A 12,863-nucleotide genomic window follows, 5' to 3' on the forward strand; every position below is an offset into this window, starting at 1 on the left:
ACATGTGTGGCATCGCAGGCACGTACCGGTGGCCGGACGGGAAGGCCGTGACCGACCGGCTCACCGATACCCTCGCCCACCGCGGTCCCGACGGGTCGGGCCGCTACAGCCACCCCGTCGGTGACGGGGACGTGCACCTCGGGCACCGTCGGCTCGCCATCATCGACCTGTCCGGGACGGGCGCCCAGCCGATGGTCTCCGACGGTCTTGTCCTCACGTACAACGGAGAGCTCTACAACGCGCCCGAACTGCGTGCCGAGCTGGCCGCCGCCGGGGTGCGCTTCCGCGGTACCTCCGACACCGAGGTGGTCCTCGAGGCCTGGCGGCGCTGGGGCACGGACTGCCTGCCCCGCCTTCGCGGCATGTTCGCGTTCGGGATCTTCGACGAGCGGACCGGTGAACTGGTGCTCGCCCGCGACCAGTTGGGCATCAAACCGCTGTTCCTGCTCCGGCGCGGCGCGGGCCTGGTGTTCGCCTCCGAACTCAAGGCGCTCGCCGCCGCCACCGGCGGATCGCTGGAGGTGGACCACGCGGCGCTGGTGGCCTCGCTGCTCTACTACTGGGTGCCGGACACGCGGTGCGCGTTCCGCGAGGCGGAGAAACTGCCGCCGGGGAGCTGGCTCAGATGCCTTCCCGACGGGCGGGTGGAGCGCGGCACGTACTGGAAGCTGAAGGACGTCGCCGCCGAGGGCCGGGAGCGGGCCCGCAGCGGCGAACTGCCCGACCTGGCCGCCGTCGTCGAGGAGTCGACCCGGCGGCACATGCTCTCCGACGTACCCGTGGCGACCTTCCTCTCCGGCGGCCTCGACTCCAGCTACCTGACCGCGCTCGCGGCCCGCGACCGGCCCGGGATCTCCGCCTACACGATCGGGTTCCGCGCCGAGGACGCGAAGTTCGAGGCGATGCCGGACGACCTGCGCTACGCCCGGCAGGTGGCCGAGCGGTTCGGCGTCGACCTGCACGAGATCGAGATCGCCCCGAACGTCCTCGACCTGCTGCCGCGGATGACGTACCACCTGGACGAGCCGATCGGCGACCCCGCCGCGATCAACACCTTCCTGATCTGCGAGGCCGCCCGGGAGGCCGGGGTCAAGGTGATGCTCTCGGGGATGGGCGCCGACGAGCTGTTCGCCGGGTACCGCAAGCACCTGGCCAACCTGCTCGCGCTGCGCTACCAGCGTGTACCGCGGCCCCTGCGGCGCGGCCTCTCCAAGGCCGTGGACCGGCTGCCGGTCGCCTCGGCCCGCCGGGGGTACCGGTCGGTGCGCTTCGCGAAGCGGTTCCTCTCCTTCGCCGACCTGCCGGAGGAGACCGCGTTCCGGCGCAGCTACACCATGTACGACCAGGACGAGCTGCTCGCCCTGGTCGATCCTGACCTGGCCGGGACGGTCGACGACGTGCTGACCGAGCACGCGGACATCTACGAGGACAACGACCTCGACGACTTCGTCAACCGCATGTGCCTGGGCGACGCCCGGATGTTCCTGCCGGGCCTGAACCTCGCCTACACGGACCGGTCGAGCATGGCCGCGTCGACCGAGGTGCGGGTGCCGTACGTGGACGTCGAGGTGGTCAAGGCGGCCTTCGCCGTGCCCGGCGACCGCAAGATCGTCGGACGGCAGGGCAAGGCCGTCCTCAAGGAGGCGGCCACCTCGATCCTGCCCCGGGAGATCGTCTACCGGCCCAAGGGTCTGTTCAGCGCACCGCTGCGCGCCTGGATGAGCCGGGATCTCGCGCCGCTGGTGCGCGAGGTGATCAACGACGGCGTGCTCGTCAACTCCGGGATCCTGCGCCGCGACGCGCTGGCGCGCATGGTCGCCGAGGACGCCGCCGGACAGCGGGACTTCTCCAAGCATCTGTGGCATGTGCTGACCCTCGAGTACTGGTACCGCGACGCGACCTCCGGGGCCGGCCGGACAGCTCGCTCGGCAGCGTAGAAGACGGCGTAGAAACAAGGGGACTTCGGGTGAAACAGGTAGTGCAGAACTACAAGAGCGGCGAGCTGGCGGTGCTCGACGTGCCGGTGCCGGGCTGCAAGCCGGGCGGGGTGCTGGTCCGCACCGCCTACTCGCTGATATCCACCGGGACCGAGCTGATGAAGGTGTCCGAGGCCGGCATGTCGATGCTGGGCAAGGCCCGCTCCCGTCCTGACCAGGTGGCCAAGGTCATGCAGAGCGTGGCCACCAACGGGGTGCCCGCCACCTACCGCAAGGTGATGGGCAAACTGGACTCCTACACCCCGCTGGGCTACTCGCTGTGCGGGGTGGTCGAGCAGGTCGGCCCCGGGATCGACGACGTGAAGGTCGGCGACCTCGTGGCCTGCGCCGGCAACGAGCACGCGCTGCACGCCGAGTTGAACTGGGTGCCGAAGAACCTGTACACCCCGGTGCCGGACGGCCTCGCGCCGCGGCACGCGGCCTTCGGCACCGTCGGGTCGATCGCGCTGCAGGGCGTCCGCCAGGGCGAGCCGCAACTCGGCGAAGTGGCGCTGGTCGTCGGCCTCGGTCTCATCGGACAGCTGGTGGTGCAGCTCCTCGCCGCCTCGGGGGTCCGCGTCGTCGGGGCCGACCCCGACCCGGCCCGCTGCGAACTCGCCGAGCGCCTGGGCGCCGCGGCCTGCGGCGATCCCGCGTCCGCGGCCGTGGAAGCCGCCGTCGCCGAACTCACCGACGGGCACGGCGTGGACCAGGTGTACCTGGCCGCCGGCGGCGACAGCAACCAGCCCGTCGAGCTGGCCGCCCGGCTCTGCCGGGACCGCGGCCGGGTCGTCGACATCGGCAAGTGCCGCCTTGACCTGCCGTGGAACGCGTACTACGAGAAAGAGCTCGACGTCCGGTTCTCACGCAGTTACGGCCCCGGGCGCTACGACCCGGGGTACGAACTCGAAGGCCGGGACTATCCGATCGGCTACGTGCGCTGGACCGAGCGCCGCAACCTGGCGTGCTTCCTCGACCTCCTCGCCCGCGGCAGCGTCGACGTGGAGCCCCTGGTCTCCCACATCGCCGACTTCGACGACGCCGTCGAGACGTACCGGCGTCTGAAGGACGGCGAACTGAAGGCCGTGACCGCGCTGTTCCGCTACCCCGAACAGACGGCGGAACGGGAAGCGGAGACCCCGGCGGTGGCCGTGCCCGAGGTGAAGCGCAGCGGCGGGGGAGCGGTCACCCCGGCCAGGACCGCCAAGGCACCGGTGCGCCTCGCGTTCATCGGCGCGGGGAACTACGCGACGTCGATGCTGCTGCCGCACCTGGCACAGCGCGACGGCGTCGAGCTGTCGACCGTCGTCACCACGACGGCGCTGTCCGCCGCCAACGCGCAGCGCAAGTTCGGCTTCGCCGAGGCGACCACCGACCTCGACGCCGTGCTCGGCGACAAGTCCATCGACGCCGTGTTCGTGGTCACCCGGCACAGCTCGCACGCCGAACTGACCCGCAAGGCACTGCTGGCCGGCAAGACCGTGTTCGTGGAGAAGCCCCTGGCCCTCACCGAGGACGAACTGACCGGCGTACTCGCGGCGGTGGAGGAATCCGGCAACGACCGGCTGCAGGTCGGCTTCAACCGCCGGTTCGCGCCGCTGCTCCAGGAGGCCAGGAAGCGGTTCGGCGCCAGGACCGGCCCGGCGAGCCTGCGCTACCTGGTCAACGCGGGCCAATTGCAGCACGGCAGCTGGTACCTCCAACAGGGCACCGAGGGCTCGCGGTTCGCCGGTGAGGGCGGCCACTTCATCGACACGGCGAGCTGGCTGCTCGAAGCCGACCCGGTCTCGGTGTACGCGCTCGCCCCCTCCGGCAACGAGGACCTCCAGGTCGTACTGGGCTACCCGGACGGGTCCACCGCCACCATCAGCTACGTCACCACCGGCGCGCCCGGCTTCCCCAAGGAGACGCTGGATCTCGTCGCGGACGGCAAGGTGCTGCGGCTCGACGACTTCGTCCGCGCCTCGGTGTACGGCCGTAAGAAGTGGGTCAGTTCGCGGCTGCCCAAGGCCCGGGACAAGGGCCAGTCCGCCGAACTCGCCGCGTTCGTCAGGGCCGTGCGCACCGGCGGGCCGATGCCGGTGCCGCTGGAGTCGCTGGTCGCCACCACGTCGGCCACCCTCGCCGTGCGGGCCGGCCTGGCCGGCGGCGCGCCCGTGACGTTGGCGAGGGCGCGATGACCATGACCGCGGGCTGGTACCTGCGCCGCCTTTCCCGGATGCAACCGCGTGAGGTCGGCGGCCGGGTGGGCGACGCGGTGCGCCGGCGGCGGTGGCGGTCGGCGCGGCCCGACTGCCCTGAGGTGACCGGTGCCCGCTTCACCGCGGTACTGCCCGCCGGGACGATCGCCGCGATACCCCCGGACGCCGCGAAGCGCCTCGTCGCCGAGGCGGACCGGCTGATGTACGGGCACGCCGAGTACTTCGGGGTGGTCCGCGACGACCTGACCGACCCGGACTGGTGGTGCGACCCGAAGACCGGGCGCCGTGCCCCGTGGGGCTACGCCTTCGACGTGCCGTACCGGAACGAGGACGCGGTCGGGGACATCAAGCAGATCTGGGAGCTGTCCCGGCACCAGTACCTCACCGTGCTCGCCGCCGCCTACGCCGTCACCGGGCAGGAGCGGTACGCCGAGCGCGTGGCCGCACACCTGCGGTCGTGGTGGTCGGCCAACCCACCGCTGCGCGGCGTGCACTGGATCAGCGGCATCGAGCTGGGCATCCGGCTGCTGTCCTGGGTGTGGGTCCGCCGGCTGCTCGACGGCTGGCCGGGCGCGGCAGGACTGTTCGAGGGCAACCCGGTGGCGCTGAACCAGATCTGGCACCACCAGCGCTGGCTGGCGGCTTTCCCCAGCCGGGGGTCTTCGGCGAACAACCACGTCATCGCCGAGGCCGCCGGGCAGCTCGCCGGGGCCTGCGCGTTCGGGTGGTTCCCGTCCTCGGCGCGCTGGCGGGCCGGTGCGCTGCGCTCCCTGGAGCAGCAGCTGCGCGCCAACACCTTCGACTCCGGCCTCAACCGCGAACTGGCCACCGAATACCACGGACTGGTCCTTGAGCTCGGTCTGGCCGCGGTGGCCGAGGCGGACGCCGCCGACGTGCCGGTCCCCGCGCCGATCCGTCAGGTACTGCTGCGGATGACCGACGCGCTCGCGGCCGTCGTGGACGGCCGGTTACGGCCGCCGCGCCAGGGGGACGCGGACGACGGGCACGGTCTGGTCGTGGACGGCACGGGCACCGACCGCTGGACCTCGCTCCTCGCCACCGGGGACGCCGTGTTCGGCCGGCTCGCCTGGTGGCCTGAGGTCACCGGCACCGATGTGCGCACCCCTCTGATCGCCGCGCTCATCCGCCCGTACGCGAAGAACGACACCGCACCGGTCCCGGCCCGCCCGGCGAGCCGGCCGGCCCACTTCGCCGACGCGGGCATGACCATCCTGCGCAGCCCGCGGGAGAGCAGCCGGGGAGAGATCTGGTGCCGCTGCGACGGCGGCCCGCACGGCTTCCTGTCCATCGCCGCGCACGCCCACGCGGACGCGCTGTCCGTGGAGGTCCGGCACGACGGGGTCGACGTCCTCGCCGACCCGGGGACGTTCTGCTACCACGGGCAACCCGAGTGGCGGCAGTACTTCCGGTCGACCCTCGGCCACAACACCCTGCGACTGGACGGCACCGACCAGTCCGTCTCCGGCGGCCCCTTCCTGTGGACCCGGCAGGCCCGCAGCCGCGTCCTGGCCGCCGAGACGTCCCGCTGGTGCGCCGAGCACGACGGTTACCAACCCTCTGTGCACCGCCGCCAGGTGGAACTGACAGCCGAGAGCGGCGACGTGAGGATCGTCGACGAGGTGCGCGGCCCGCGCCGGGACGTGCAGTTGGCGTTCCACCTCGGCCCGGCGATCACCGCGGACCTCGCGGGCGACCAGGCCGTGCTCACCTGGACCCGGGACGGCGAGGACCGCTCCGCGGTGCTCGACCTGCCCGGACAGCTGGACTGGCGGGCGCACCGCGGCGAGAGCGACCCGCCGCTGGGCTGGTACTCCGCCGGCTTCGGGCGGAAGGAACCCGCCACCACGCTGGTCGGCAGCGGCTTCGCCGACGGCACGCAGGGGTTCACCACCGTCCTCAGGTTCCACGGCTAGGGGGGCGCGTGGGGAACAAGAGGCGGCACTGGGCGTTGGCGGCGGCACCGCTGGCGCTGGCCCTGCTGACGGCGACCGGGTGCGAGAGCACGCCGGGGACCGAGCCGGAGCCCGAGGCCGCGCCATCGACGTCCGCCACGTCCGCGGCCCGGCCCGTGGCCCGGGTGTGTGCCGAGCCCGCTGCCGGGCCGGCGAAGGCGCCGAAGGGGGCGGTGCAGATCGACCCCTCGAAGGTCGGCGACCTGGCGGCGAAGACCAGGAGCAGCCCGCCGCACACCACGTTCTGGCTGCGACCGGGCACGCACAGGCTCGACCCGGACCGCTACGCCCAGGTCATCCCCAAGGAAGGGGACCGCTATCTGGGTGCGCCGGGCGCGGTGCTCGACGGCCGGAAGAAGAACCAGTACGCCTTCGGCGGCAGGGCCCGCGACGTCACCATCCGCCACCTGACCGTGCAGCGTTTCGTGGCGCCGCCCGACGAGGGCGTGGTCAACCACGACTCGGCCGACGGATGGGTGATCGAACACGCGACGATCCAGCGCAACACCGGCGCCGGGCTGATGGCCGGTGCCCGCCAGCAGGTCCGCGCCAACTGCCTGCGCGACAACGGCCAGTACGGCATGAACGCGTACAAGGCCCACGGCCGGATCAGTGGCCTGGTCGTCGAGGACAACGAGATCGTCGGCAACAACACCGGCGACTGGGAACGGCGGCGCAAGGGCTGCGGCTGCACCGGCGGCATCAAGTTCTGGGCCGTCAACGGCGCCGATGTACGCGGCAATTGGGTGCACGACAACCGCGGGACCGGACTGTGGGCGGACACCAACAACAACGACTTCCGCATCGAGAACAACGTGATCGAGGCCAACGACGGCGCCGCGCTGATCTACGAGACCAGCTACAACGCGGTCATCCGCGACAACACGATCCGGCGGAACAACTGGGTCGAGGGCCGCAGCGCGGCCGACAGCGGCGACAGCTTCCCGTTCGCGACCGTCTACCTGTCCGAGTCCGGCGGCGAACCACGGGTGCGGGCCCGCACCGACCGGATCGAGATCTACCGGAACGTACTGGAGAACAACTGGTCCGGGATCACCCTGTGGGAGAACGCCGACCGGTTCTGCAACAGCCCCGCCAACACCTCGTCCGGCGACTGCACCCTGCTGGTGCGCTCCACCGACCGCTGCGCGCGGCCGGCGATCGCCAAAGCACCGCTCTACGCCGACTGCCGCTGGAAGACCCAGCGCGTGGACATCCACGACAACCGCTTCGTGCTGGACAAGTCCGTCCTCAAGTGCACGGTGAAGTGCGACCGCATGTCGGTCCTCGCCAACTACGGCACCTACCCGGACTGGTCGCCGTACAAGGGCGAAAGCGTCGCCGAGGCGATCACCCGCAAGCAGCACAACCGCTGGCACGACAACGTCTACGTCGGGCCGTGGAAATTCGTCGCCCACGACCCGAGCCAGGTGCTCGACTTCGGGGAGTGGCGAAACGCGCCGTACCAGCAGGACGCGGGCAGCACCTTCCCGGCACAGGCCGGTGATTGAGATGGGGAGAGACCTGACACGCGATCAGCTGCCGGCCGGAGCGGACACCGAGGCCACCCGGCCCGGCGCCACACCGCGCCCCGACGGCACACCGAAGATCGTCGGGATCGTCTGGGGGCTGCTGGTCCTCAACACCCTCGGCTCCGCCGGCGCGAAGACCATCGTCCCGCTGCCCCGGTCCCTCATCCAGATGGTCACCATGGGCGCGCTGGTCGCCGCGTTCGCGCTGGCGCTCGCGGTCAACCTCCGGCTGCGCATCCGGGCCGGCGCCTTCCTGTTCCTGCTCACCCTGCTGCTGGTGCCGAGCGTGATCTCCAGCGCGGACCTGGAGTCCGGATTCGGCGCGCTGTTCCGCTGCGGCCGGCTGGCTCTCTTCATCGCCACACTGTGGCTGCTCAGCCGCTGGTGGGACGGTGGCCCGACGTTCGTCCGGCACCACATCCGGATGTACTTCGCGGTGCTCGGATCGGTGGCCGCCGGCCTGGTCGTCTCGCCGGGCGCCGCCCTGCCCGACCTCTACGGCGGACGCCTGGTCGGCGCGCTGTGGCCGCTCACCCCGCCGCAGATCGGACAGTACGCCGCGGTGATCATCGGGCTCACCGTGCTGCTCGTACTGGGGCGGCGGACCGACCGGACCAGCGCGGTGGTGGTCATCGTGCCGTCCCTGGTCCTGCTCGCCCTGACCCATACCCGTACGGCCACGCTCGGCCTGCTCATCGGTCTCGCGGTGGCGATCGGCTCGCTGATCCTGACCAGCGCCGCGGCCCGCCGGTTCTTCGCCTGGACGGTGCTGATCGCCACGGTGGCCGCGGTGGGGTTCAGCTCCGCGCTGCAGGCGTGGTTCCTGCGCGGGCAGAGCCAGGAGAACTTCTCCAACCTCACCGGCCGGGCCAAGGTCTGGGACGCCCTGCTGGCAGCGCCCCGGACGATGACGGAGCAGTTGTTCGGCATGGGGCTGGGCGACAAGTCGTTCGCCGGGCTGCCGATCGACAACAGCTGGCTGGCCGTCTACCAGGAGCAGGGACTGATCGGCACCGCCGTCGTGGCGGCGATCATCATCGTCCTCGCCGGCGTCGCGTTGCTGCGGCCGCCGTCGCTGCAGCGGGCCTGCGCGCTCTTCCTGATCAGCTACTGCGCGATCGCCTCGTACACCGAGGCCGGTCTCGGCGACGCCTCGCCGTATCTGCTGCATCTGGCCGTGGCCGCCTCGCTGTTGGCGGCGCCCGCCACGGCCGCCGCGCCCCCGACACTCGCGGTCCCCCGACGCCGCGTCCCGCGAAGGACCCGGAAACCGGAGGTGACCTGAGCATGCACATCCTCGTGGTGCACAACCGCTACGCCTCGGCACAGCCGAGCGGCGAGAACAAGGTCGTCGACCAGGAGGTGGAGCTGCTGCGCGCGGCGGGCCACCGGGTCGAGGTGTTCGAGCGGCGCAGCGACACCATCGCCGGCCGGTCGTTGCCCGGCAAGGTCGCGGTGCCGCTGCTCGTGCCGTGGAACCCGGCGGTCCGCACCGAACTCGCCACCCGGCTGCGTACCGAGCGGCCGGACGTCGTCCACGTCCACAACGTCTTCCCGCTCCTGTCGCCCGCGGTCCTCGCCGCCTGCGCCGACGCCGGCGTACCCGCCGTCGCGACCCTGCACAACTACACCCAGATCTGCCCGCCCGGCACGCTGCAACGGGACGGCCGGCCGTGCACCGAGTGCGTCGGGACCACGCCCCTGCCGGCCGTCCGGCACGGCTGCTACCGCGGCTCCCGCCTCGCGACGGTCCCGCTCGCGGTCAGCCTGTCGGTCAACCGGCGGCGCTGGTGGTCCGGCGTCGAGCGGTTCTTCTGCATCTCCGCGGCGCAGCGCGACGTCCTGGTACGGGCCGGCATGCCCGCCGAGCGGCTGGCGGTGAAGCACAACTTCGTGCCGGAGCCGGGCACGCGCCGGGCGGGCGCCGGTGAGCACGTGCTCTACCTCGGCCGGCTCGCGGAGGCCAAGGGAGTGCGGCTGCTCATGGCCGCCTGGGACGAGCTCGCGGCGGACGGCGGTGTGGGCGTACCACTCGTGATCGCCGGCGCGGGGCCGCTGGAGGACGAGGTGACCGCCTGGGCGGCGGGCCGGGACGACGTGCGCTACGTCGGCCTGTACGACCCGGCCCAGTGCCGGGAGGCCGTCGCGCGGTCGGTCGCCGTGGTCGCGCCCTCGACGTGGCTGGAGGCGTTCGGCCTGGTGGTCGTGGAGGCGATGGCGGCCGGGGTACCGACCGTCGCCGCCGGTCACGGCGCCTTCGTCGAACTCGTCGAGGACGGCGTGAGCGGGCTGCTGCACCGGCCGGGCGAGGCCTCCTCGCTCGCGTCCTGCATACGCCGGATCGCGGCCGAACCGGACCGCAACCGGGAGATGGGCCGGGCGGCCCGACGCCGTTACGAGCAGGGGTTCACTCCCGCCGTCGGCCTCGAACGCCTGGTGGAGGGGTACCGCACCGCGATCGCGGGACGGACGGAATCAATGGGGGGCAGTAAATGACACGATGCCGACTCTGCGGCTCGGCGACGCTGGCGAGCGTCGTCGACCTGGGGGCGACACCACCGTGCGAGAGCTTTCTCGCGGCGGACCAACTGGATCGGCCGGAACCCGCGTACCCGCTGCACCTGCGGGTCTGCACCGATTGCTGGCTGGCGCAGATCCCTCCGCTGATCACGCCGGAGGAGACGTTCAGCGAGTACGCGTACTTCTCCTCCTTCTCGACCTCCTGGGTGGAGCACGCGCGCACGTTCGTCGCCGACGCCGTACAGCGCCTCGGCCTCGGCGCCGAATCCTTCGTGGTCGAGGTCGCGAGCAACGACGGGTACCTGCTCAGGCACATGGTGGACCGGGGGATCCGCTGCCTGGGCATCGAGCCGTCGGTGAACGTCGGTGCCGCGGCGCGGGACGCCGGCGTGCCCACGCTCACGGAGTTCCTGTCCCCGGCCACCGGCACGGCCGTCCGCGCCGAACACGGCCCGGCGGACCTGGTCGTGGCCAACAACGTGTACGCGCACATCCCCGACGTGGTCGGGTTCACCCAGGGGCTGCGCGCCCTGGTCGCCGACGACGGCTGGGTCTCCATCGAGGTGCAGCACCTGCTGACCCTGATCGAGGAGAACCAGTACGACACGATCTACCACGAGCACTTCCAGTACTACACGGTCGCGTCCGCGATCCGGGCGCTCGAAAGCGGCGGACTCGCGCTCGTGGACGTCGAGTTGCTGCCCACGCACGGCGGCTCCATCCGTCTCCTTGCCCGGCCGGCCGAGGTGGCCGGCGAGCCGACCCAGCGGGTGGTCGACGTACTGGCCCGGGAGAAGGCCGCCGGGCTGCAGGAACTCTCCGGGTACACCGAGTTCTCCGCCCGGGTGGCCAAGGTGCGCCGGGACCTCCTGAAGTTCCTCATCGAGGCGGCCGAGCGCGGCGAGACGGTCGTCGGCTACGGCGCCCCGGGCAAGGGCAACACCCTGCTCAACCACTGCGGCATCCGGCCCGACCTGCTCGCGTACACGGTCGACCGCAACCCCTACAAGCACGGCAGATTCACCCCGGGCACCCGCATCCCGATCCTGTCGCCCGAGCAGATCGGCATCGACCGGCCCGACTACGTCCTCGTGCTCCCGTGGAACCTGCGGGACGAGCTGGTCGAGCAGCTGTCGTTCGTGCACGAGTGGGGCGGCCGCCTTGTCTTTCCCATACCGGAACTGAGCATTGCCGAGGTGAAGTCATGAAGGTCGTCCTGTTCTGCGGGGGCTACGGGATGCGGATGCGCAGCGGCGCCGCGGACGACGTGCCCAAGCCGATGGCGATGGTCGGCCCGCGTCCGCTGATCTGGCACGTCATGCGCTACTACGCGCACTTCGGGCACACGGAGTTCATCCTGTGCCTCGGATACGGGGCCCACCACATCAAGAACTTCTTCCTCAACTACGAGGAGACGACGTCCAACGACTTCGTGCTGCGGGGCGGGCGGACCGAACTCCTCTCCACCGACATCGCGGACTGGACGATCACGTTCGCGCAGACCGGTATCGAGTCGCCGATCGGGGAGCGGCTGCGCCGGGTGCGGCACCACCTGGACGGCGACGAGATGTTCCTCGCCAACTACGCCGACGTGCTGACCGACGCGCCGCTGCCGGAGATGATCGACCGGTTCGCCCGGCGCGACGCCGGGGCGTCGATGATGGTGGTGCCGCCGCAGTCCTCGTTCCACTGCGTGGAGTTGGGGGAGGACGGCCTGGTGGGCGGCATCACCGCGGTGAGCGACATGCCGCTGTGGGAGAACGGCGGCTACTTCGTGCTCCGTCAGGAGGTCTTCGACCACATACCGGAGAACGGCGATCTGGTCGCCGACGGGTGCGGCCAACTGGCCAAGCAGGGACGCCTGGTGGCGCATCAGCACCGCGGCTTCTGGAAGCCGACCGACACCGTGAAGGAACGGGCCGCGCTCGACGACGCCTACACCCGGGGCGACCGCCCGTGGGCCGTGTGGGAACGCGACACCGCCGGGGCGAGAGCGTGATCCGGCTCGGGGCCGGACCCCTGGACCGGATCGTCGCCGTGGGCGCGCACTGCGACGACATCGCCATCGGCGCAGGCGGCACGCTGCTGACGCTGTGCCGCGCGCGGCCCGGCGTCCGCGTCGACGCGCTGGTGCTCTCCGGCGGCGGCAGCGAGCGCGAGCGGGAGGAGCGGGCCGCGCTCGCCGCCTTCTGCCCGGGCGCCGACCTGCGGCTGACCGTGCTCAAGCTGCCGGACGGCCGGATGCCCGTGCACTGGGAGGAGGCCAAGGCCGCGGTCGAGGAATTGCGCTCGGAGACCGAACCGGATCTGATCCTGGCCCCGCGCACCGAGGACGCGCACCAGGACCACCGGGGCCTGGCGCGGCTGATACCCACCGCCTTCCGCGACCACCTCGTACTCGGCTACGAGATCGTCAAATGGGACGGCGACCTCGGTCGCCCGGCGGCGTACCAGCCGCTGTCGCCGCAGACCGCCGAGGAGAAGGTGCGGCTGCTGCAGGAGCACTACCCCTCGCAGCGGCACCGGCCCTGGTACGACCGGGAAGCCTTCCTCGGCCTCGCGCGGATCCGCGGCATCGAATGCCACGCGCGCTACGCCGAGGCGTTCGCCGTCACCAAACTCACGCTCGATCTGGGCACTTCGACACTGGGGGATTGAACC

Annotated in this window: 9 protein-coding genes; all 9 read left to right on the forward strand. The window is 71.6% G+C overall.

Features of this window, described 5'->3' with window-relative positions; genetic code table 11:
* Positions 1-2: 2 nt before the first annotated feature.
* The 9 genes from asnB to AB0J02_RS32375 are packed head-to-tail and all read left to right on the forward strand — an operon-like array spanning position 3 to position 12,860.
* Entirely contained in the window at positions 3-1,937 is a 1,935-nt protein-coding gene (gene asnB, locus AB0J02_RS32335) for an asparagine synthase (glutamine-hydrolyzing) (protein ID WP_363197378.1), read from the forward strand.
* Positions 1,938-1,966: 29 nt separating this feature from the next.
* A complete protein-coding gene (locus tag AB0J02_RS32340; RefSeq protein WP_363197379.1) occupies positions 1,967-4,156 on the forward strand; it encodes a bi-domain-containing oxidoreductase in 2,190 nt (729 codons plus the stop codon).
* Positions 4,153-6,111: an alginate lyase family protein gene (locus AB0J02_RS32345; RefSeq protein WP_363197380.1), complete on the forward strand. Its 1,959-nt coding sequence runs from the start codon at positions 4,153-4,155 to the stop codon at positions 6,109-6,111. Before AB0J02_RS32340 ends, AB0J02_RS32345 begins: the two co-directional genes overlap by 4 nt.
* Before the next feature lie 8 nt (positions 6,112-6,119).
* Positions 6,120-7,661 (forward strand): right-handed parallel beta-helix repeat-containing protein, encoded by a 1,542-nt coding sequence (locus AB0J02_RS32350; RefSeq protein WP_363197381.1) that lies wholly within the window; start codon positions 6,120-6,122, stop codon positions 7,659-7,661.
* A 1-nt stretch (position 7,662) separates the two neighbouring features.
* Positions 7,663-8,967 (forward strand): O-antigen ligase domain-containing protein, encoded by a 1,305-nt coding sequence (locus AB0J02_RS32355; protein ID WP_363197382.1) that lies wholly within the window; start codon positions 7,663-7,665, stop codon positions 8,965-8,967.
* A gap of 2 nt (positions 8,968-8,969) precedes the next feature.
* Positions 8,970-10,178 (forward strand): glycosyltransferase, encoded by a 1,209-nt coding sequence (locus AB0J02_RS32360; protein ID WP_363197383.1) that lies wholly within the window; start codon positions 8,970-8,972, stop codon positions 10,176-10,178.
* Entirely contained in the window at positions 10,175-11,410 is a 1,236-nt protein-coding gene (locus AB0J02_RS32365; RefSeq protein WP_363197384.1) for a class I SAM-dependent methyltransferase, read from the forward strand. Before AB0J02_RS32360 ends, AB0J02_RS32365 begins: the two co-directional genes overlap by 4 nt.
* The gene (locus AB0J02_RS32370) at positions 11,407-12,201 is read left to right on the forward strand and encodes a glucose-1-phosphate cytidylyltransferase (protein ID WP_363197385.1); all 795 of its coding nucleotides are present in this window, start codon (positions 11,407-11,409) and stop codon (positions 12,199-12,201) included. The genes AB0J02_RS32365 and AB0J02_RS32370 overlap by 4 nt, the downstream gene beginning before the upstream one ends.
* Positions 12,198-12,860, forward strand: a complete 663-nt coding sequence (locus tag AB0J02_RS32375; RefSeq protein WP_363197406.1) for a PIG-L deacetylase family protein — start codon at positions 12,198-12,200, stop codon at positions 12,858-12,860. Before AB0J02_RS32370 ends, AB0J02_RS32375 begins: the two co-directional genes overlap by 4 nt.
* Positions 12,861-12,863 lie beyond the last annotated feature (3 nt).

The sequence above is a fragment of the Streptomyces sp. NPDC050264 genome, assembly GCF_040655895.1.
Classification (GTDB): domain Bacteria; phylum Actinomycetota; class Actinomycetes; order Streptomycetales; family Streptomycetaceae; genus Streptomyces.

Bases quoted from the DNA above. Each gene is read 5' to 3' on its own strand.
- asnB (WP_363197378.1), top strand. From the start codon at position 3: ATGTGTGGCATCGCAGGCACGTACCGGTGGCCGGACGGGAAGGCCGTG.
- AB0J02_RS32370 (WP_363197385.1), top strand. From the start codon at position 11,407: ATGAAGGTCGTCCTGTTCTGCGGGGGCTACGGGATGCGGATGCGCAGC.
- AB0J02_RS32355 (WP_363197382.1), top strand. From the start codon at position 7,663: ATGGGGAGAGACCTGACACGCGATCAGCTGCCGGCCGGAGCGGACACC.
- AB0J02_RS32365 (WP_363197384.1), top strand. From the start codon at position 10,175: ATGACACGATGCCGACTCTGCGGCTCGGCGACGCTGGCGAGCGTCGTC.
- AB0J02_RS32345 (WP_363197380.1), top strand. From the start codon at position 4,153: ATGACCATGACCGCGGGCTGGTACCTGCGCCGCCTTTCCCGGATGCAA.
- AB0J02_RS32360 (WP_363197383.1), top strand. From the start codon at position 8,970: ATGCACATCCTCGTGGTGCACAACCGCTACGCCTCGGCACAGCCGAGC.